This window comes from Bacillus sp. NEAU-CP5, from assembly GCF_026420705.1.
Taxonomy (GTDB): domain Bacteria; phylum Bacillota; class Bacilli; order Bacillales; family Bacillaceae; genus Bacillus; species Bacillus velezensis.
In genome coordinates, this window is sequence record NZ_JAPMOV010000006.1 from 155,909 (window position 1) to 175,335 (window position 19,427).

19 protein-coding genes and 2 pseudogenes are annotated in these 19,427 nt (G+C 41.6%); 15 read left to right on the plus strand and 6 right to left on the minus strand.

Going from position 1 to position 19,427, the window contains the following annotated elements; translation table 11 throughout:
- Nucleotides 1-365 precede the first annotated feature (365 nt).
- Nucleotides 366-1,712: an FAD-binding oxidoreductase gene (locus OTK50_RS17745; protein WP_007609656.1), complete on the plus strand. Its 1,347-nt coding sequence runs from the start codon at nucleotides 366-368 to the stop codon at nucleotides 1,710-1,712.
- 96 nt (nucleotides 1,713-1,808) lie between these two features.
- Here OTK50_RS17745 and OTK50_RS17750 read toward each other — a convergent pair.
- Nucleotides 1,809-2,219: pseudogene (locus tag OTK50_RS17750) on the minus strand (VOC family protein).
- Between the two features lie 191 nt (nucleotides 2,220-2,410).
- Here OTK50_RS17750 and OTK50_RS17755 point away from each other — a divergent pair.
- Both OTK50_RS17755 and OTK50_RS17760 read left to right on the plus strand, forming a co-directional pair.
- Nucleotides 2,411-3,352 (plus strand): cation diffusion facilitator family transporter, encoded by a 942-nt coding sequence (locus OTK50_RS17755; protein ID WP_224224051.1) that lies wholly within the window; start codon nucleotides 2,411-2,413, stop codon nucleotides 3,350-3,352.
- 63 nt (nucleotides 3,353-3,415) lie between these two features.
- Nucleotides 3,416-4,453, plus strand: coding sequence for a flavin-containing monooxygenase (locus OTK50_RS17760; RefSeq protein WP_224224052.1), 1,038 nt, complete (start codon nucleotides 3,416-3,418; stop codon nucleotides 4,451-4,453).
- Nucleotides 4,454-4,551: 98 nt separating this feature from the next.
- Here OTK50_RS17760 and OTK50_RS17765 read toward each other — a convergent pair whose 3' ends face one another.
- Nucleotides 4,552-5,184 carry a hypothetical protein gene (locus OTK50_RS17765; RefSeq protein ID WP_224224053.1) on the minus strand — a complete coding sequence of 211 codons (633 nt, stop codon included), beginning with the start codon at nucleotides 5,182-5,184 and terminating at the stop codon, nucleotides 4,552-4,554.
- A gap of 473 nt (nucleotides 5,185-5,657) precedes the next feature.
- Here OTK50_RS17765 and OTK50_RS17770 point away from each other — a divergent pair, with 473 nt between their 5' ends.
- Entirely contained in the window at nucleotides 5,658-6,200 is a 543-nt protein-coding gene (locus OTK50_RS17770; RefSeq protein ID WP_224224054.1) for a cupin domain-containing protein, read from the plus strand.
- 273 nt (nucleotides 6,201-6,473) lie between these two features.
- Here the strand turns inward: OTK50_RS17770 and OTK50_RS17775 are convergent, their stop codons facing one another.
- The gene (locus tag OTK50_RS17775) at nucleotides 6,474-6,953 is read right to left on the minus strand and encodes a DinB family protein (RefSeq protein WP_043021450.1); all 480 of its coding nucleotides are present in this window, start codon (nucleotides 6,951-6,953) and stop codon (nucleotides 6,474-6,476) included.
- Between the two features lie 240 nt (nucleotides 6,954-7,193).
- On the opposite strand from OTK50_RS17775, the gene OTK50_RS17780 reads away from it, so the two are divergent.
- The 5 genes from OTK50_RS17780 (at nucleotide 7,194) to OTK50_RS17800 (ending at nucleotide 11,105) form a co-directional block, all read left to right on the plus strand.
- Nucleotides 7,194-7,988 (plus strand): dihydrodipicolinate synthase family protein, encoded by a 795-nt coding sequence (locus tag OTK50_RS17780; protein ID WP_094031910.1) that lies wholly within the window; start codon nucleotides 7,194-7,196, stop codon nucleotides 7,986-7,988.
- A gap of 143 nt (nucleotides 7,989-8,131) precedes the next feature.
- Nucleotides 8,132-8,335, plus strand: a complete 204-nt coding sequence (locus tag OTK50_RS17785) for a hypothetical protein (protein ID WP_266121991.1) — start codon at nucleotides 8,132-8,134, stop codon at nucleotides 8,333-8,335.
- Between the two features lie 150 nt (nucleotides 8,336-8,485).
- Complete coding sequence (locus tag OTK50_RS17790) at nucleotides 8,486-9,535, plus strand: Cfr family 23S rRNA (adenine(2503)-C(8))-methyltransferase (RefSeq protein ID WP_015239246.1); 1,050 nt, start codon at nucleotides 8,486-8,488, stop codon at nucleotides 9,533-9,535.
- 109 nt (nucleotides 9,536-9,644) lie between these two features.
- The gene (locus tag OTK50_RS17795) at nucleotides 9,645-10,028 is read left to right on the plus strand and encodes a hypothetical protein (protein WP_029326203.1); all 384 of its coding nucleotides are present in this window, start codon (nucleotides 9,645-9,647) and stop codon (nucleotides 10,026-10,028) included.
- A gap of 114 nt (nucleotides 10,029-10,142) precedes the next feature.
- A complete protein-coding gene (locus tag OTK50_RS17800; protein ID WP_094031535.1) occupies nucleotides 10,143-11,105 on the plus strand; it encodes an arsenic resistance protein in 963 nt (320 codons plus the stop codon).
- 58 nt (nucleotides 11,106-11,163) lie between these two features.
- Here OTK50_RS17800 and OTK50_RS17805 read toward each other — a convergent pair whose 3' ends face one another.
- Nucleotides 11,164-12,213: an NAD(P)-dependent alcohol dehydrogenase gene (locus OTK50_RS17805; protein WP_007609682.1), complete on the minus strand. Its 1,050-nt coding sequence runs from the start codon at nucleotides 12,211-12,213 to the stop codon at nucleotides 11,164-11,166.
- A gap of 159 nt (nucleotides 12,214-12,372) precedes the next feature.
- Between OTK50_RS17805 and OTK50_RS17810 the strand changes: the two are divergent.
- Together OTK50_RS17810 and OTK50_RS17815 are read left to right on the plus strand one after the other, a co-directional pair.
- Nucleotides 12,373-12,777, plus strand: a pseudogene (locus OTK50_RS17810) (MerR family transcriptional regulator).
- Nucleotides 12,778-13,001: 224 nt separating this feature from the next.
- Complete coding sequence (locus OTK50_RS17815; protein ID WP_266121992.1) at nucleotides 13,002-14,291, plus strand: Na+/H+ antiporter NhaC family protein; 1,290 nt, start codon at nucleotides 13,002-13,004, stop codon at nucleotides 14,289-14,291.
- A 30-nt stretch (nucleotides 14,292-14,321) separates the two neighbouring features.
- Here OTK50_RS17815 and OTK50_RS17820 read toward each other — a convergent pair whose 3' ends face one another.
- The gene (locus OTK50_RS17820; RefSeq protein ID WP_266121993.1) at nucleotides 14,322-15,704 is read right to left on the minus strand and encodes a PLP-dependent aminotransferase family protein; all 1,383 of its coding nucleotides are present in this window, start codon (nucleotides 15,702-15,704) and stop codon (nucleotides 14,322-14,324) included.
- 117 nt (nucleotides 15,705-15,821) lie between these two features.
- Between OTK50_RS17820 and OTK50_RS17825 the strand changes: the two genes are divergently transcribed.
- On the plus strand, nucleotides 15,822-16,442 hold the full coding sequence (locus tag OTK50_RS17825) for an FMN-binding negative transcriptional regulator (RefSeq protein ID WP_038457067.1): 621 nt from the start codon (nucleotides 15,822-15,824) through the stop codon (nucleotides 16,440-16,442).
- Nucleotides 16,443-16,489: 47 nt separating this feature from the next.
- On the opposite strand, the gene OTK50_RS17830 is transcribed toward OTK50_RS17825, so the two are convergent.
- Nucleotides 16,490-16,852: a hypothetical protein gene (locus OTK50_RS17830; protein WP_039062688.1), complete on the minus strand. Its 363-nt coding sequence runs from the start codon at nucleotides 16,850-16,852 to the stop codon at nucleotides 16,490-16,492.
- Nucleotides 16,853-17,057: 205 nt separating this feature from the next.
- Between OTK50_RS17830 and OTK50_RS17835 the strand changes: the two genes are divergently transcribed.
- The 3 genes from OTK50_RS17835 to OTK50_RS17845 are packed head-to-tail and all read left to right on the plus strand — an operon-like array spanning nucleotide 17,058 to nucleotide 19,394.
- Nucleotides 17,058-17,666: a class I SAM-dependent methyltransferase gene (locus OTK50_RS17835; RefSeq protein WP_039062689.1), complete on the plus strand. Its 609-nt coding sequence runs from the start codon at nucleotides 17,058-17,060 to the stop codon at nucleotides 17,664-17,666.
- A complete protein-coding gene (locus OTK50_RS17840) occupies nucleotides 17,638-18,324 on the plus strand; it encodes a response regulator transcription factor (RefSeq protein WP_039062690.1) in 687 nt (228 codons plus the stop codon). Before OTK50_RS17835 ends, OTK50_RS17840 begins: the two co-directional genes overlap by 29 nt.
- Nucleotides 18,321-19,394 (plus strand): sensor histidine kinase, encoded by a 1,074-nt coding sequence (locus tag OTK50_RS17845; protein WP_039062691.1) that lies wholly within the window; start codon nucleotides 18,321-18,323, stop codon nucleotides 19,392-19,394. The genes OTK50_RS17840 and OTK50_RS17845 overlap by 4 nt, the downstream gene beginning before the upstream one ends.
- The last annotated feature ends 33 nt before the right edge of the window (nucleotides 19,395-19,427 follow it).

A 19,427-nucleotide genomic window follows, 5' to 3' on the forward strand; every position in this document is an offset into this window, starting at 1 on the left:
TAAGATTCAATGTGTATTGATGTTATCCGTACAGGGGTGCAAAAACGATAAAGAATAAGATTCTTGTTGGGGGATCAAACAGAAAGATTGCTCAGCAGAACCACGCATGGCAGGGCAAACATAATTTTCTATGGACTTCCATAGTTTGGTCGGGATATCACGCCAATAAATGTAAGTGCCTATCATGATAATAAAGGCAGGATAGACAAGAGTTTCGGCAGCTTGCCGCTCTTGTCTTCTTTTGTTTTTATATCATCTTCGCATATATGTATCTATTTTTAAATTTGCAGAACATCTGTCTAAGAATTTGTCCAATTCCTACATATACTGGTATCGGAATCAAATGCTTATTGGGAGTGAAATAGATGGGATCAGCACAGTTAACGGGACGCGTCATCTTCAAAGGGGACCCCGGCTATACAGAGGCGGTTAAGAATTGGAACCCTTATGTTGATGTCTGTCCGCTTGTCTTTGTTTTTGCACAAAATTCATACGATGTAAGTAATGCTATTAAATGGGCTCGTGAGAAAAATGTGCCTATGCGTGTCAGAAGCGGCCGCCATGCTCTGGATAAAAATCTTTCCACGGTAAGTGATGGGATTGTTATTGATGTGAGCGACATGAATAAAGTTTTCTTAGATGAAAAAAACGCGGTAGCAACCGTTCAAACCGGCATTCACGTCGGCCCGCTTGTAAAAGGTTTAGCTCGGGAAGGTTTTATGGCCCCGTTCGGAGACAGTCCAACCGTCGGAATCGGAGGAATCACAATGGGAGGCGGATTTGGAGTGCTTTCCCGATCGATCGGCCTGATAAGCGATAACCTTCTCGCACTGAAAATGGTAGATGCCAAAGGCAGGATTATTCAAGCAAATCAATCCCGCAATGAAGATTTACTGTGGGCTTCCAGAGGCGGCGGGGGAGGCAATTTCGGATATAACACCCAATATACGTTCAAAGTTCACCGTGCCCCTAAAACCGCAACCGTCTTTAATATTATTTGGCCGTGGGAACAGTTAGAAACGGTATTTAAAGCGTGGCAAAAATGGGCGCCGTTTACAGACGAACGATTAGGATGCTACCTTGAGATTTACAGCAAAGTAAATGGCTTGTGCCATGTGGAAGGATTGTTCCTCGGCTCAAAACCAGAGCTGGTTCAATTATTAAAACCTTTATTAAATGCCGGAACGCCGGCACAAACAGTAATCAAAACACTATACTACCCGGATTGTATAGATTTCTTAGATCCTGACGAACCGATTCCCGGCAGATCGGATCAGAGTGTTAAATTCTCCTCGGCGTGGGCGCTCAATCTTTGGCCGGAAGAACCTATTGCAGTAATGAGACAATTTTTAGAAAAAGCGACTGGGACAGAAACCAATTTCTTTTTTATCAATTGGGGCGGCGCGATAAGCAGAGTTCCAAGCAGTGAAACAGCCTTCTATTGGCGCCGACCATTGTTTTATACGGAATGGACGGCCAGTTGGAAAAATAAATCACAAGAAGCTTCGAATCTTGCATCAGTTGAAAGAGTGCGTCAGCTGATGAAACCATATGTAACAGGTTCATATGTGAATGTTCCGGATCAAAATATCGAGAACTTCGGGAAAGCATATTATGGCTCAAACTTTGCAAGGCTTCAAAGAATAAAGGCGAAATACGATCCCGAAAATGTATTCCGTTTTCCGCAAAGCATCCCGCCATCGTATAAATAGTTTGATCGTTTTGGGAAACAAAATAAAATGCTGCGTTTGCATTCTGTTGAAACACACCAGAACATTCAGGTGTGTTTTTATTGTTGCTAAATTTGGTTATTCAATTGCATCCCAGTGCGGATTCCAAACGATTTCCCATAAGTGTCCATCGGGGTCTTGGAAGTGACCGGCATATCCGCCCCAAAGAGTATCATGAGCGGGATCAGTTATCGTTGCTCCTGCCGTTATGACTTTATCGGCTTCAGCTTTACTGCTGACGTTATGTCCTCATGTAAATTCCGCAGTACTTGGAGCAGTTAACGTAATGTTTGATTCATGTGCGATGTTTTTGCGGTCCCAAAGGGCAAGTTTCAGTCCCGTTTGCAAGTCAAAAAAAGCAGCTGTGCCATGTTCAAATTCTGTACAGGCTATTCCTTCTGTAGGCAGACCCAAGCCATCCCGATAGAAGTGCAGCGATTTTTCTAAAGTGTTTGCGCCTAAAGTAATTACTGTAATCCGCGGCTTCATAGCAATCATTGATTAAGAGCAATATAAAGTATTGGACATTTCATCGAAAATATTTTGACATTTCAGTAAAGAACCTATATATTCATATATGAGCACATAATCATATACGGTTATTTTTGTGTCCATGTTAGAATGCTTCATAACAGAAAAGAAATAATAAATGCAGTGTATGAGATAAGGAGGAGATTTTTATGGGTCACAATCACAATCACGCTGGCGGATCCAATAAGAAGGTATTATTGATCTCTTTTATCGTGATTACAGGTTATATGATAATAGAAGCGATAGGCGGATTTTTAACCAATAGTTTAGCGCTTTTATCAGATGCAGGCCATATGCTGAGTGATTCAATCTCATTAATGGTTGCTCTGATTGCTTTTAAATTGGCCGAAAAAAAGGCAAGTCATCATAAGACATTCGGCTACAAACGATTTGAGATTCTCGCAGCTGTGATAAACGGTGTTGCATTAATAGTGATTTCCCTTTATATCATTTATGAAGCAATCAAACGTTTCTCTCATCCGCCGGAGGTAGCAACAACCGGAATGCTGACGATTAGTATCATCGGGTTAGCTGTAAATATATTGGTCGCTTGGATTATGCTGAACGGCGGAGATACAAAGAATAACCTGAACATAAGAGGGGCTTACTTACATGTGATAAGTGACATGCTCGGATCTGTAGGTGCCATACTGGCTGCGATCCTTATCATCTTCTTCGGGTGGAGCTGGGCAGATCCAGCGGCCAGTGTCATTGTGGCTATTTTTGTTTTGAGAAGCGGTTACCATGTGACGAAAGACTCCATCCACGTATTAATGGAAGGAACTCCGGAAAATATCGATGTCACTGACATCATTCATACAATTGAAGAGACAGAAGGAATTCAAAGCATTCATGATTTGCACATATGGTCTATCACAAGCGGATTGAATGCTCTTTCCTGCCACGCTGTTGTTAACGATCAACTGACCATTTTAGAAAGCGAAAGTATTTTACGCAAAATTGAACATGAACTTGGAGATAAAGGCATTACACATGTAACCATTCAAATGGAAACAGCAGCGCATAATCACGACAATACGATTCTTTGTCAGGCTCAAACTGAGAATCCGCGTGACCATCATCATCATTAAAGGAGGAAATAGGGGACTCACTTTGTCTTCTGACAATTTAGATAAAACCGCGGGGGGATTCATATGTACGACACGATAGTAATCGGAGCCGGTCAGGCAGGAATCTCAGTAGGATATTATCTAAAGAAGTCGAAACAAAAGTTTATCATTTTGGATAAAAGTCATGAAGTGGGAGAAAGCTGGAAAAACCGGTATGACTCATTGGTTTTATTTACTTCTCGAATGTACAGCTCTTTGCCTGGAATGCAGCTTGAAGGAGACAAGCATGGACTCCCTTCAAAAAATGAAATTGCTGCTTATCTGAAAAAATATGTTGAAAGATTTGAAATCCCAATCCAATTACGGACAGAAGTAATAAGTGTCCAAAAATTAAAGAACTATTTCTTAATAAAAACAAACTGGGAAGAATATCAAACGAAGAATCTTGTGATGGCCGCAGGTCCTTTTCATACCCCTAACATTCCATCAATATCAAGGGATGTAGCCGATCATATTCATCAATTACATTCTTCACAATATAAACATTCAAAACAACTGGTGCCTGGGAATGTACTGGTCGTCGGCGGCGGGAATAGCGGGGCTCAGATAGCTGTTGAATTATCCAAAGAAAGAGTTACATATTTGGCTTGCAGTAATAAACCGGCTTATTTCCCTTTATGGATTGGAAAAAGAAGCATCTTTTGGTGGTTTGATAAATTAGGAGTTTTACGTGCAAGTCATACATCAATATTAGGCAAGTTCATTCAAAAGAAAGGCGACCCCATCTTTGGGTATGAATTAAAACATGCAATAAGACAGAAGAAGATCATCTTAAAACAAAGAGTCATAGCCGGAAAGCAAAATGAAGTCTTTTTTAAAGACTCATCTTCATTAGAAGTAAACAATATCATTTGGGCAACTGGTTTTAAGAATCCGCTTTGTTGGATGAAAATAGAAGGTGTTTTGGATAAGGAAGGCCGAATTATACATCACCGGGGTGTTTCAGCTGTGGAAGGATTGTACTTTATTGGTTTGCCTTGGCAGCATAGGCGAGGTTCAGCGCTGCTTCAAGGTGTAGGAAATGATGCTGAATACATTGTAAAACAAATGAATGGTGGATAGACTGAGGAGAGCAGTAACTTACGGGTTTACTGCTCTTTTTTGTGTTGAATAAGTCCGGTTATGTGACTGTGTAAAGCCGAAAAAATCTTTTGGCTTAATTAATAAGAAGATCCCTGACTCATTGATTGTGCAACATTCTGACGTACTTCCCGAGCTAACTGCGCGGCACGTAAGGAAGCCCGCCAAATAGCCGGACTCACTGCAGATTGACTGATGGATAATGCCTGTTGTGTGGCTGGAACCATTGGTCTTAGGAGATTTTCCGCCTCGTCTACAGATGACGCGTATTGGTGACCGGCTGCTCTTCGCAGGTCTGCTATCGCTGCGGGGAAGTTTGACCATAGACGAAGTATTGAATTCATGCAGCCAACCATAAGAGGAAAATGAGGAGCCCGGCCTTGTCCGGAGGCGAGAAGCTCTGCCGCGCCTAAAGCGGAATAAACGTGATAGCTCAACGGAGTAAGGTATTTCGCGTGTACAATATGAAGTTCTCGTAATCCCCAAGTGTCTGGAAGAAATCTGAATTCTGAACTCATACCGCATCCCAGAGCGAGTGCTCTGCTGACAGCCTGCAAGTGTTTCACTACTGCAGCCATTGATTGTTGAAAGGAGGATGAGTGTATTGGAATTTGTTGAATCGCAGATAAATGGCTTCGCATTTTATGATTTGCCTGACTTAAATCAGGCTGCTGTCTGTAATCATATACATAATACGGATAATAATAATACATATCTAAACTCCCTTTATGAATGACTTTTAGGAGCAGGATATGCACCCAGATTGTTTTTGATAAGGGCATGTGCCTAAATTATCCATCAGTGCAACTATTTTAGTCCGCGCATATTCAGTTTGAACTAAATGGATTCACATGGAGCGCGTGCTTCACTCCTCCTTCAGACTCTCTAATTTAATTCTTTCAAGCAAAAGTCGAAATAGCCCAAATAACAAGCCAGAAAACACACCATCTCTTGGTTGTCGGACTGGTGAGTACATACCCCGGGCAGGTTCAAGTTTCTCGGCTGCAACAGTGTTACCAAGAGTTACAGACCTTTGGTATTTTTTATGCAAACGGATTTTGTGGCCAAAACGTTTCTGCTAACTTAAGTCTTTTAGGCTGAACAAGGGAATTTCTTAGTGTGGCACACTCTCATTACAAAAAACATAGGATAATATCACAAAAATTTAAAATTGCGGGGATGAAAAATGTATTATATACCTTTTTCGCATCAATGTTATTATTGTGTGAATGTACCGATGTATAGCGATGGAAGATCTGTTTATTGGACTGTTCCAAATCACTATGGTGATTTGCGTCCTTCATACGAAGATAGAAACCTTCTCTTGAAAGATTATGGACCAAAACCATTTGTTGTGAATATCAATAAAGCCGCAAAACAAAACAATACGTTCCGTACGGCCCTATGGACAGGAGAGCATTTTCAAATTACTTTGATGAGTCTTGGTATTGGAGAAGATATCGGTTTGGAGATCCATCCTCACGTAGATCAATTCTTACGGATTGAGCAAGGCCGAGGGATAGTTAAAATGGGCAAGAGTAAAAATAATTTAAGTTTCCGAAGAAATGTCTATGATGATTATGCCATTGTTGTCCCTGCCGGCACTTGGCACAATGTTATTAATACGGGTAATACGCCGTTAAAACTATATTCAATTTATGCTCCTCCCAACCATCCGTTCGGTACAGTTCATGTGACAAAGGCCGATGCAGCGGCTGCGGAAGATTAGTATAGGTTTCCAGAGGACTTTACTGCTGCAAAGACTATAGGAAAAAATCGTATTTGGACAGCATCATTAAATAAAGCGATTGAATGGCTGAAACACAAAATATTAACGTTTCAGCTTGTCATAGTGCAGTTGATGCGATGCTTTATTCCACAACTTTTCAACAGCAAATGTGGTTTTTTGTCTGTACATTTTAATTGATTGGCAGTCAGTGAAAATAGGCAATCCGCAGGGAATTTGTAATAAATTTATCCTTGCTCCTCCTAATAAGCGGCTTTAACTGCCAAGTTTCTGTTTCTCTTCAAACCATTTGCGAAGCTGATGAATATGAGCTTGATGATATCTATTATGGTCTGCCATATGCCATATTCCCCATTGAATGGTTGCTTGTTTTTCTGCTTCATAATCTACTGTATGATTCAGCTGATCGTCAGTTAACTCATAACAAACAGACTTAAACATGCTGAATACTTCTTCATAATCAGTGAGAATTTGTTCTAATGAAACACCGGAAATGAAAGGGATCTTATTGTTCTGATCTAACATTGGTCCATACTTCTCTTCAAGCTGCTTTGGTATCGGTTCACCCTTTATTCTGAATATCCAGTTGAGATCAACATATGCTAAGTGTCTTATTAGCTGAGCTGTACTATTGTATGTTTGATCTGGTCCTTTATAATCAATCTCCTGCTGTGACATGTCTGACACAATGGATATTAAGCGGCTGTAATTTTCATTAACGGCAGAATACAGCATCACCTCATTAGCACAATTTTTATATTCAGTTTGTCTTATTACTCATATTTGTCAAGCCATCCAGGGAATGAATCGCTAGAGGATGAAGCAATGAAGCAGGCTCTCTTTGCCTGCTTTTTTTGTGTGTCGGCCTATACATCTGACATGTTTGTTTATCTGAAACTGTACCTTTTTAAATGTCAGACAGTGTTATATGATACTCTGCAGATATTCAAGAATATGTACTTGGAGGACATTCTCATGCGAAATTTTAATGTTGCTATCCCTACGCCTTTTCATGAAGATGAAAGTTTATATGTAGAAGGATTTGATGCTATTGTCGAACATTTGAAAAACAGCGGTATCCATTCGTTACTCATATGCGGCACGACTGGTGAACAGCATTCACTCAGCATAGATGAGCGTCTTCAGATCATTGAGTATGTTAATCAGCGAAAATTTGAAGATGTTGAACTGATGTTCGGTGTTTCAGCCGTAAGAACCAGTGATGCCGTCAAACTGATGAAACACATCGAGAAAACCAATATTGATTCTGTACTGATTGGTTTTCCTCCTTATATAAGATCGACACAGCAGCAAGCCGTTTATTACGTTGACGAACTTCTCAGTCATACCTCTAAAGAGGCTGTGCTTTATAATAACCCCGGCCGAACCGGTTTTAATCTGAGTGAGAAAGCGCTTAAAGACTTAATAAGCCGGCATCCCCGGATAAGGGGGCTGAAAGAAGGAGGAGACGTTCTGCGTCATAAACAAACAGAGTTCCCTGATCACTTTATTTTGTTTGCAGCAGGAGACGTTGAATTTCCGAAGATGCTGAGTAACGGGTGTAACGGCCTGTCAAGCATGGCCGGAAATGTCTATCCTGAAGAAATCAGAGAAAGCTTCAGCAGCTTATCAGAAAATAAACCGATTAATCTGGATCGAATAAACGATCTGATTGCTGAAGTGACAAATCATCATACTGTCATGAATATAAAAAATCACTATAGGAAGATTGGGATTCAAGCAGGCAGCTGCCGGTCACCCATTATATAAGAAATGTTCCGTCGCGGATAAGTGAAAAATGTGATCAGCGCGCTTTCTGTACTTGGATTAGGCTTAATAAGCAAGTTATATAATACTGTCATTAGCGGGGGCGTAAGCATTTGTTTAGCTTTACATAAGGGAAACCTTATGATATGGTGATTATTGCTAATATTGACAAGAAAGAGGTGAAAGCAATGATAACGATTTATGGAATTTTGTATGGTAAAAATGCAAAAATTGGAAAAATCTTGGCGGACAAAGGGAGCAGTCTGTCCTTTTTTAAGCCAAATCACCATACAAAAACAGTTATCGGTGCTTTTTCTCTATGTCAAATAAACTATAATCCAATGACATAATGTCCTTGTTTATTTGTGCATGATGTTATTTAAGGGTAACACCGATAATTGTGTCGGTGTTTTTTTGTGCCTGATTTTAAAAAAAGGTTAGATGATCACTCCCTTCTATTTACTCAAACAAACCAGAGTATTATGGAAGGATGAGAAAACATGCAACAAAAAAACAAGTATATAAGAATCCAAGAGTTCCTGAAGCAAAATAAATTTCCTGATTTTAGAATGAATCAAATCAAAAATGCTGTATTCCAAGGGAGAATAAATCATTTCAATGAAATAACGGTTCTTCCTAAATCCTTGAGAAAATTGTTAATAGAGGAGTTCGGAGAGTCAATTTTAAATATTGCTCCTTTAAAAGTGCAGCATTCTGAGCAAGTTACAAAAGTCTTATTTGAAATTTCAGGAGACGAAAAAATAGAAACGGTTAATATGAAATATAAAGCCGGTTGGGAGTCATTTTGTATATCCTCGCAGTGCGGCTGTCATTTTGGCTGTACATTTTGTGCAACAGGAGATATTGGTTTGAAACGCAATTTAACGTCAGATGAAATGACTGACCAAATTTTGTACTTTCACTTAAAAGGACATTCAATTGACAGTATTTCTTTTATGGGAATGGGAGAAGCATTAGCGAATGTACAAGTTTTTGATGCTTTACATGTGCTTACAAATCCGGAGTTGTTTGCTTTAAGCCCTCGCAGGTTATCTATTTCGACCATAGGTATTATTCCGGGCATTAAAAAAATCACTCAGGATTATCCGCAGGTCAACCTGACGTTTTCATTACATTCTCCTTTTAATGAACAGCGAAGCAAGTTAATGCCGATTAATGAACGCTACCCGTTATTGGAGGTAATGGACACATTAGATGAGCATATACGTGTGACCTCAAGAAAAGTTTATATTGCTTATATTATGCTGCCGGGAGTTAATGATTCTATTGATCATGCGAATGAAGTAGTAAATCTTTTAAGAAGCAGATATAAGAGAGGGAACTTGTTCCATGTAAACATCATTAGATATAACCCGACTGTTAGTTCACCTATGAGATTTGAAGAAGTAAATGAGAAACAAGTTGTAAACTTCTATAAAAAATTAAAGTCAGCAGGAATTAACGTGACCGTCAGAAGTCAATTTGGCATTGATATAGATGCTGCTTGCGGACAATTATATGGAAATTATCAAAAAAATAAGAACCAATAAATCAGGTGCAGAACTCGGTTTGACTTCATATTATTTCATTTGATAACATAAAATGGTTATTGTGATTGAAAAAAAGATACCCGTTTTTATAAAAAAAGGAGTCATAACGTTGCTGAAAAGGTTTTTTCTTGTTTTTCTTACGCTGATAATGTCTATATTTGCTGTATTCGCGGCTGCTGAAGAGTCTCCCGGCGATCGTGTCATTTCTTTTGACGAGCCTATGATTTTATTGATCTCACTCGGAATCATCTTATGTTTGTTCATTCCTCCATTCGTCATGTCCTTTTTTGGCAGTTTGGTTGTGAGAATCATATCCGGAGTCTATCAATGTTTTATCGTCCTCACGTTTGCGGGGCTCATTCCGATTGGATTTCTGATCCCCAATGGCTTTTTGACAATTCTTGCTGCCGTACTGGGGACTTTGGTCAGTTCAGCCAGTGTTGCCGTGACCTTATTCGTTGGCAGGACAGAGAACACAAGTAAACTTTCATAAGCGGTTTTGACAACAATAACACGCGTTCCAAAAACACCAAGTGTCACAGACCCTTGGTGTTTTTTAATTCCGGCAGAAAAGAAGGTATAATGGGCGGAGAAGAGGTGTCAGCCAATGAAAATAACCAGAGAGACATTAGAAAAACAGCAAACTTGGATATATGGTGTGACTCTTGTAATCGGCGGAATAGCGGGGATCGCCGGGAAAGATTCAGGACTTCGCTGGGGATGGACGATATCACCGCTTATCGCTGTTCTCATGTATGCCATGTTTGCCCAAATCCCATTCTTGAAGCTGAGGGAAGCCATGTCAAACCTCAAGTTTATGGCGGCTTTATTGATCGGTAATTTCTTAGCTGTACCTGTCGTTGTATGGGTGTTAACCGCCATTTTTCCTCAATCTCCTCCTATATTATTAGGGGTTTGTTTGGTATTGCTTACACCTTGTATTGATTACGTCATCGTCTTTACTCAGCTCGGCAAAGGAAATGAGAGATTAATACTGGCTTCCACGCCGGTTTTGTTCGCCGTTCAGATGGTATTGCTTCCGTTATACCTGTGGCTGTTTATCGGGAAAGAAGTGATAGGGGCTGTTCATGCGGGACCGTTTCTGGAAGCATTCTTATTGTTAATAGCAGTGCCGCTGCTGGCGGCGGTGATGACTCAATTATGGGCTGATAAGAAGCCGGCGGGAGAAAAGGTGCTGGAATGGACGGCGTGGCTGCCTGTTCCTTTTATGGCTCTGGTCTTATTGGCGGTCGTCGCCACACAAATCGGAAAGGTCATCAGTGATGCTGGCATCATTATATGTGTGATTCCGATCTATCTGTTATTCCTGCTCATTATGCCGTTTGTCTCCCGGTTTATCGCATATGCGTTCCGTCTGGATACAGGTGAAGGAAGAGCATTGATCTTCAGCACGGGCACAAGAAATTCTCTCGCAGTCCTTCCGTTAGCGCTGGCTTTGCCGGATGCTTGGGCCTCATTAGCCGCCGCTGTAATCGTCACACAGACGATTGTTGAACTGATAGGCGAATTGGTTTATATAAAAGCGGTGCCCGGTTGGCTGCTGAAATAAAAAATAATTTGAACTGAAAAAAACATACCAACAAATATTGGTATGTTTTTTATGTCGATTATAAAGTTGAAATATCAATGACGAAACGGTAGCGGACATCGCTTTGGAGAACCCGTTCGTACGCTTCGTCAACTTGATTGGCCGGTATCACTTCAATTTTAGGAGCAATGCCGTGCTCGGCGGCGAAATCAAGCATTTCCTGAGTCTGCGGAATACCGCCGACGAGTGAACCCGCAATGCTGCGGCGGCCCGTGATTAAGGAGAACACACTGTATGAGTCCGGCTTAGCGGGCGCTCCCACATTTACCAATGTACCGTCAATGCGAAGCAGGGATAAGTAGGCATCTACGTCAAGGTTCGCGGATACTGTATTTAAAATAAGATCAAATCGTCCGGCCAGCTCAGTAAATGTATCCGGATCGCTTGTTGCAAAGTAATGATCGGCTCCAAATTCAAGCGCTTCGTCTTTTTTGTTCATTGAGCGGCTGAGGACGGTGACCTCTGCGCCTAAAGCGTGCGCGAATTGAACGGCTAAATGTCCGAGCCCGCCCATTCCGACAATCGCCACTTTTTTGCCGGGGCCGGCATTCCAGTGTTTCAGCGGAGAATAGGTGGTAATGCCCGCGCACAATAGCGGGCTGGCAGCATCCAAATCCAGCTGATCCGGAATCCGGACAACGAATCTGTCAGTGACAACTATTTTTTGGCTGTAGCCGCCGTACGTAGGGTTTCCGTCGTAGTCCAGGTTATTATAAGTCTGAACAACGCCTTTTGTGCAATATTGTTCGTCTCCGTTAAGGCAGTATTCACATTCCCCGCAGGAGTCTACAAAACAGCCGACACCCACACGGTCGCCGACGGCAAATGTGGTGACTTCTTCACCCACGGCTTCCACAACTCCGGCAATTTCGTGCCCGGGAACCATCGGAAAGATTCCGCCGCCCCATTCATCGAATGCACTGTGGATGTCTGAGTGACAAATCCCGCTGTACTTAATATCAATCAGGATATCGTGCGGCCGTAATGCTCTTCTCTCAATCGTTGTCCGCTCAAATTTAGCTTTTGCATGCGGAGCGCTTAATACACGAGTCGGATGATTATTGCACATGGTTATCTTCCTTTCCAAGATAAAGTGATGAATCCTCTGTTCGATTTTACTTTAAATGTTAAAGCGGACTTTAAGTCAAGGAGTTTGGTTTATTTTTTTATGAAATGATATTCTATAATGGCACGCTTATGAAAGGTATGAAGGACGGGTGGTAAAAATATGAAGATTGCGCAGGCTGCAAAGCAGGTTGAGTTATCAGCCGCAACGCTTAGGTATTATGAAAGTATAGGACTGATTCCTCCGGTACAACGCGATGAAAGCGGCATCCGCGATTATGACGAAGATGATGTGAATTGGATTCAATTTATAAAATGCATGAGAAGTGCCGGGCTGTCGATTGAGGCGCTGATTGAATATACCGCTTTATTTATTGAAGGAGCCGATCATACGATTGAACCCCGAAAAAACATCCTTATAAATGAAAGGAAAAGGCTGACGGAGAAACAGAGGGAAATTGATGAAACCATATAACGATTAAACAGGAAGATTGAGGATTACGAAGATATCCTTGAAAATGAAGCGAAACTTAAAAACAGATTGAAAGCTGAATGTATTTCTGAATGAAGAGAAGGTGTCCCGGGCGCCGGGCCGCATGAAATGTACCAAGGGAAACGAGCCTTGGTTTTTTTTATTTTCTAAAGAGTGGAAAGAAAACAGCCTTTTCTATCTTATCAATCATTACTTATCCTTTTTTCAGCTTGACTTTTTTACTGCAGACTTTTAAAGTGTGAAATGTTGCTTAGACTGTGATTAGCGACTTTAATGCTGAAAAGAGGTGGTTTACCCAGATGAACAATCATAAGAATCCTTGGGCGTTATTGCCTTTAGTCTTATTCGTAGGGCTTTTTGTCGGCTCTGGTCTGGTGACCGGAGATTTTTATAAATTGCCGATCTTGATTGCCGCGATCATTGCGTCAGCTTTTGCGCTGTTATTTAACCGGAAGAAATCGCTCAATCAAAAAATAGAATGGTTCGCTTCCGGTGCGGGACATCCTGATATTATCATTATGGTTTTGATTTTTATATTGGCAGGTGCCTTTGCTTCAGCGGCTGAAGCGATGGGAGCGGTGCATTCAACTGTCAATCTTGCTTTGAGCGTTATTCCGCAGCAGTTTTTGCTGCCGGGGCTGTTTATCATTGCCTGTTTTATTTCTATATCGATGGGAACATCAATGGGCACGATTGCGGCGGTTGCGCCGATCAGCGCGGGTTTGAGCGGCGAGCTTGGCATCTCCGCCGCGATTCCGATTGCGGCTGTGGTCGGCGGAGCTATGTTCGGAGATAATCTTTCTTTTATTTCCGATACGACCATCGCGGCAGTCCGGACGCAAAAAACACAAATGAGGGATAAATTCAAAACGAACTTTCTGATTGTTTTGCCTGCTGCCATTGTGACTGTTATTATCTTATTTTTTATTCCGGCAGGCCACGCCGGCCATACGGGTGCTGAATCTTACAGCTGGATTAAGGTGCTTCCTTATGTCGCCGTGTTGGTTTTTGCGTTAATCGGTATTAATGTAATGGCTGTCATCTTCGGCGGATTGGTTTTGACGGGGATCATCGGATTAGCGGGCGGCAGCCTGACGCTTGACTCTTATTTTAAGGCGATTACGGATGGAATTGCCGGAATGAGCGATCTGATCATCCTGTCCATGCTGATCGGCGGGATGGTCGGCGTGATGAAACAAAACGGCGGGATCGACTTTTTACTGGAGTTCATCACGAAACGAATCCGTTCGAAAAAAGGCGCCGAAGCCGGCATTGCCGGACTGGTCAGCGTGACGAATCTGGCTGCGGCCAATAATACGATCTCGATTATCGCAGCCGGGCCGATTGCAAAGAATATCGCTGATAAATTCAACATCGACAACAGAAAATCGGCAAGTATTCTGGATATCTTTTCGTGCATGATTCAAGGATTGATTCCTTACGGCGCGCAGCTGTTATCAGCCGGGAAATTCGGGAATATTTCACCAGTCAGCATCCTGCCATACTCTTTCTATCCCGTTTTAATCGGAATCTGCGGCATCGCCGCCATCATATTTGGACTGCCGAAATTCACAAGAAATACGAAATAAAAAAAGGCGCCGTTCGGCGTCTTTTTTCTTTCATGACAGCCAAGCATTTCTCAAAAGCTGTACGCCATGTGTGATCTGATCCGTATCGAGATGGGCGAAACCCAGCTTTATGATCGGCGGTTCGGGTTTTTCGGCAACGAAATAAACGGCGGTAGGATATACCTTCACTCCGTACTGAAAAGCGCGTTCGATTAATGTTTCTTCTGTATAGTTCAGGTGAACTCTCATCAATATATACAAACCCGACTGGTCGCCGATGATCGTCACATGACCGCCGAACTGCTGCTTTACATGTGAAATCAAGTGCTGCATTTTTCGCCTGTAAACAATGCGCATGCGCTTAATATGGCGGGTCCATTCACCGGCCTTCATCAATTCAGCCATGGTCAGCTGGTTAAGCGAAGAAGCGGTGCTTTCGAAATGAATAAACCGTTCTTTATACCGGTGCAAAAGGCGCTGCGGCAAAACCATATAGCTTATGCGGATGCCCGGAAGAAAGGATTTTGAGAAATTCCCTAAATAAATCACCCGGTCTGATTGAATGGAAGCAAGAGCGGGAAACGGCTGCTGTGTATAACGGAATTCACTGTCATAATCATCCTCAAGAATATAACCCTCTCTATGATTCACCCAATTGATCAGAGTTTGGCGCTGCTGAATGGACATGCTTACGCCGTAAGGGCTGTGATGGGATGGGGTCACATAGATTAATTTTTCTTTCATTGCATGTAATTGAGAAAAATCAGCTCCGTTTTCATAGACAGGCATCGTTTCCAGAGATAGCCCGTGAAATTGAAAAGCCGCTCTGGCACCGTCAAATCCCGGGTCTTCAACGATCATTCCCGAAAAATCCTCTTTCAGAATCCGGCTGAGATATATCAGCATCTGCTGCGTGCTGCTGCCGATGATAATGGAATCCGCATCTGTTTTCACTCCGCGGGATTCCAAGAGATAAGCGGCAATTTGTTCACGCAGGTCTCTCTCGCCGAACGGTTCACCGTACAGGAAGCTTTTCTCTGATGTCAAAACTTGATTGTATAATTTTCTCCATGTTTTCAGAGGAAAATGCTTTTGATCGACGGCTCCGGCGCGAAAATCAATCAGGACGGGCTGAGTTGATTCGGTTTTCTCAGCGTAAACAACATCGTTTTCTTTTTGAAATATAGAAGGTTCTACTTCATTTACAAAATAACCTTTGCGTGTTTCTCCGCGAATGTATCCCTCCGCTAAAAGAAGATCATAAGCCATCAGCGTTGTATTACGGCTTACCCGCAGGGAATCTGCCAGCTCCCGAATCGAAGGCAGCCGCTCATCTGCCTGAATATTTCCCTGCTCAATCAATGTTTTAAATTGCTCGTAAATTTGTTTGTATTTCGGGGTGTCGCTTTCGAAAGCGAAAATCATATTTTTCATCAGATGTCCTCCTCTGACATGTGTATTTATTCCTAACTGTACCTTTTTAAATGTCAGGTGATATCTTATTATAGCGGAAAGCGCTTTATCAATCCATGTTCGAGAGGAGAGTTTTGTATGTATATTCCGGCTCCATTTCAGCTGAGTGAAGCTCAAGCGTGCGATGTCATCAAAGAGTATGGTTTCGCAGCATTGTTTTCAACGGCGGAAGGCATGCCGTATGCAACCCACCTGCCATTGATGATGAGTAAGGATAACGAATGCTTATACGGTCATTTTGCATTGCCGAACCCCCAATGGAAAGAGATTGATGGCCAAAACGTGTTAGCCGTTTTTCAAGGGCCTCATTGTTATATCTCGCCTAAATGGTATGAGACGAATCAGGCTGTTCCCACATGGAATTATGTGGCGGTTCATGTTTACGGAGAGGCGGAGCTTTTGGATGAGGAAGAAACCGTGCAGTCGATGAGTGATCTCGTATTGAAATACGAAAGCCCCGACAGCCCGTACAAATTAGAGGATGTCGATGCGAAATTGCTGGCAGGCATGAACAAAGGGGTAAAAGGCTTTAAAATCAAAATCAGCAAAATAGAGGGGAAAGCAAAGCTGAGTCAAAATCATTCAGCTGCAAGACAAGGGCTGGTCGTACAACAGCTCAAACAGATTCCTCATACAAACGAACAGCTCATTTCCGGCTTGATGGAAGAAAACATCAAACGGATCACTGCGAACAACTGACAAGCATGTTAAAAACATACCGGCAGCATGCGGTATGTTTTTTCAGGTTATGAAGCTTTTCTCAGGATGAATAACGACTCAAACAGCACATAAATCAACGGCGCCATTAAAATGAAGAAAGAATGAAAAATAGCATACGGTATGAGTAAGTAAACGATAAGTTTCAATAGAATGGTAGACGGTTTATTGAATGTCCAGCGGTTCTTCAAGATATCAGTCATACAAGCTAAAACAAGGCCGACCGTCAAATATCCGGCTGCTATGTAAAGATAAATAAAAAGGTAAAACGGGTAAGAAGACAACGGCGGTGTGTCTTCCTGTGTCATTTTTAAACCCACATAAAAGACCAATAAAAAGCAAACGGACGAAACGAGAGCTGACAAAAGGTGTTTATATAAATACTTCTTCATGTGTTCACCTGCCTATGGCGCAATTATTTCTTAACATATTATGACATGGTTTTACCGCTGCTGAAAGAATCGGCAGCTGAAAAAGACGGCAAATCCCGCCGTCTTTTTTATATCTTAAGATTTCTTAAGAACTTTCACCGCTTTTTCTTCAGGTTTTGAATGTAGAGTGTGTTTTATAAATTCAAAACAAATGGAGAGATTAAAGTTGAAACGTCTGTTATTTTTATTTCAATATATTATGAATCCCAGATCTGTCGGCGCCGTTCTGCCCAGCTCGCGTTTTCTTGCTGAGAAGATGATGGGAAAAATTGATTTTCATAAAGCTGAATACATTGTTGAATACGGGCCGGGTACGGGAGTATTTACAAAAAAGCTGCTTGAAAAACGGCAGCCCGGGACGATGATCTTATTGATAGAACAAAATGAGGAATTTTATGCTTTGCTGCAAGAAAAATATAAAGAGGAACAGAACCTATTTATTGTACATGGATCGGCTGAACATATTGAGAGTCATATGAAGGAGCATGGAATTCCTTATGCCGACTATGTCGTCTCCGGACTTCCTTTTGCAAGCCTGCCGAAAAAAGTGTCTGCTGATATTTTGACGGATACGGCTAAAATCTTAAAAGATAACGGAGAATTCATTACGTTCCAATATACTCAATATAAGAAGGCATTGATTGAGCAATTCTTTCCGAAAACAGAAGTAAGGAGAGAATTCAGGAATATTCCGCCGGCTTATGTTTTCAGCTGTTCATTGCCGCAAAAAAAGAGGGAGGATTCATATGGGGACAACCATTCTAATCGTAGATGATGACAAAGATATCCGAAACCTGATCTCTGTCTATTTAGAAAATGAAGGAATAGACACACAGAAGGCGGAAGATGCTGCTGAAGCATTAAAATTATTGGAGCAAAAGGAGTTTGACCTGATCATTTTGGATATTATGATGCCCAATATGGATGGGATTGAAGCATGCATGAAGATCAGACAGGAACGAAATCTGCCCATCATCATGCTTTCCGCCAAATCGGAGGATATGGATAAAATTCAAGGACTGGCCTCCGGCGCAGATGATTATTTAACGAAACCGTTTAACCCATTGGAATTGATCGCCAGAGTGAAATCGCAGCTGAGAAGGTATAAAAAATACAATACAGATACGATCAGCACGGCGAACGTCATTGAAATCGGTGATTTGACCGTTAATACGGATACAAGGCAGGTGTGGGTGCGGGGGAAAGAAGTCAGGCTCACTCCGAAAGAGTTTGATATTCTGGAGCTGCTTTCGAGAAACAAAGGAATTGTCATGAGTGTTGAAAAAATATATGAGGCGGTATGGAAGGAAGACTTTTTTAAGTCGGACAATACGGTGATGGTCCACATCACAAAGATCAGAGACAAGATAGAAGAGGATTCTAAACATCCGATTTATATCAAAACGGTATGGGGAACGGGATATAAAATATGAGGAAGTTTGGAAATAAGCTGATTGTCAGGCTTCTGATCGCGATCGCAATTAGTTATCTTGTTGCATTTGGTGTGTTGATTCTTGTTATTTTATCTATCTCATATCTGTACAAAATAAATTATTTAACAGATGTGAGCCAAGGAAACGCTAATTTTAGGATACTGATTCAATTTACTGCAGCTATTTTGACCTTTATTGCGGTTTTTTTGTTATTGGTGCGGAAAAAAATATTATATTTGAAACACATTACGGAGAGTGTTCACCATATTGCCAATGGAAATTTAGGCTTGACCATCAGGACTGAAAGCAGGGATGAATTGACACAGCTTGCACAACATATCAATTATATGTCCGAAGAATTAGAGAGTAAATTTGAACATGAAAGAGAATTAGAACGAGCGAAAAGTGAGTTGATCTCAAATGTATCGCACGATTTAAGAACCCCGTTAACATCAATTATCGGATATTTGGATCTGCTTAAAAAAGAACAATACAACAGTAAAGCCCAATTTCAGGAGTACCTTGAAACGATTTATTCAAAATCGCAAAGGCTGAAATATTTAATAGATGAACTGTTTGAATATACACATTTATCGAGTCCGGATGTTACTTTGAACCGCAGCAAAACAGACTTGTCTGCCCTATTGGAACAAATCACCGGAGAGTACATTCCCATGTTTGAAAAGGAACAATTAACTGTCCGAAAATCAATTACGGAAGAGCATGTTCCCGTCTGTATTGATATAGAAAAGATGGTTCGCGTTTATGATAATCTTTTTATGAATGCGCTGAAGTACAGCATCAAACCATCTGAATTGTTCATAAACCTTGAGCTGAAAGATGAAAAAGCAATTTTGCAAGTGTCAAACAAGGCCGAACATCTCCCTGCTGACGATATCAATCAATTGTTTGAACGGTTTTTCAGAGGGGATAAGGCCAGAACGGGTCATCAGGGCACCGGGCTCGGACTTGCCATTTCAAAGAGAATTGTTGAGCTTCACAGCGGCCGTATCCATGCGGATTACAGCGGCGGCTGGCTTCGTTTTACTGTTGAACACCCGATTGACTAGAGCTTGCGGGACAAACGTTCCGTAAGCTTTTTT

Coding starts and splice junctions, on each gene's coding strand:
- OTK50_RS17745 (WP_007609656.1), top strand. CDS start 366: ATGGGATCAGCACAGTTAACGGGACGCGTCATCTTCAAAGGGGACCCC.
- OTK50_RS17755 (WP_224224051.1), top strand. CDS start 2,411: ATGGGTCACAATCACAATCACGCTGGCGGATCCAATAAGAAGGTATTA.
- OTK50_RS17760 (WP_224224052.1), top strand. CDS start 3,416: ATGTACGACACGATAGTAATCGGAGCCGGTCAGGCAGGAATCTCAGTA.
- OTK50_RS17765 (WP_224224053.1), bottom strand. CDS start 5,184: ATGTATTATTATTATCCGTATTATGTATATGATTACAGACAGCAGCCT.
- OTK50_RS17770 (WP_224224054.1), top strand. CDS start 5,658: ATGTATTATATACCTTTTTCGCATCAATGTTATTATTGTGTGAATGTA.
- OTK50_RS17775 (WP_043021450.1), bottom strand. CDS start 6,953: ATGCTGTATTCTGCCGTTAATGAAAATTACAGCCGCTTAATATCCATT.
- OTK50_RS17780 (WP_094031910.1), top strand. CDS start 7,194: ATGCGAAATTTTAATGTTGCTATCCCTACGCCTTTTCATGAAGATGAA.
- OTK50_RS17785 (WP_266121991.1), top strand. CDS start 8,132: ATGGTGATTATTGCTAATATTGACAAGAAAGAGGTGAAAGCAATGATA.
- OTK50_RS17790 (WP_015239246.1), top strand. CDS start 8,486: ATGCAACAAAAAAACAAGTATATAAGAATCCAAGAGTTCCTGAAGCAA.
- OTK50_RS17800 (WP_094031535.1), top strand. CDS start 10,143: ATGAAAATAACCAGAGAGACATTAGAAAAACAGCAAACTTGGATATAT.
- OTK50_RS17805 (WP_007609682.1), bottom strand. CDS start 12,213: ATGTGCAATAATCATCCGACTCGTGTATTAAGCGCTCCGCATGCAAAA.
- OTK50_RS17815 (WP_266121992.1), top strand. CDS start 13,002: ATGAACAATCATAAGAATCCTTGGGCGTTATTGCCTTTAGTCTTATTC.
- OTK50_RS17820 (WP_266121993.1), bottom strand. CDS start 15,704: ATGAAAAATATGATTTTCGCTTTCGAAAGCGACACCCCGAAATACAAA.
- OTK50_RS17825 (WP_038457067.1), top strand. CDS start 15,822: ATGTATATTCCGGCTCCATTTCAGCTGAGTGAAGCTCAAGCGTGCGAT.
- OTK50_RS17830 (WP_039062688.1), bottom strand. CDS start 16,852: ATGAAGAAGTATTTATATAAACACCTTTTGTCAGCTCTCGTTTCGTCC.
- OTK50_RS17840 (WP_039062690.1), top strand. CDS start 17,638: ATGGGGACAACCATTCTAATCGTAGATGATGACAAAGATATCCGAAAC.
- OTK50_RS17845 (WP_039062691.1), top strand. CDS start 18,321: ATGAGGAAGTTTGGAAATAAGCTGATTGTCAGGCTTCTGATCGCGATC.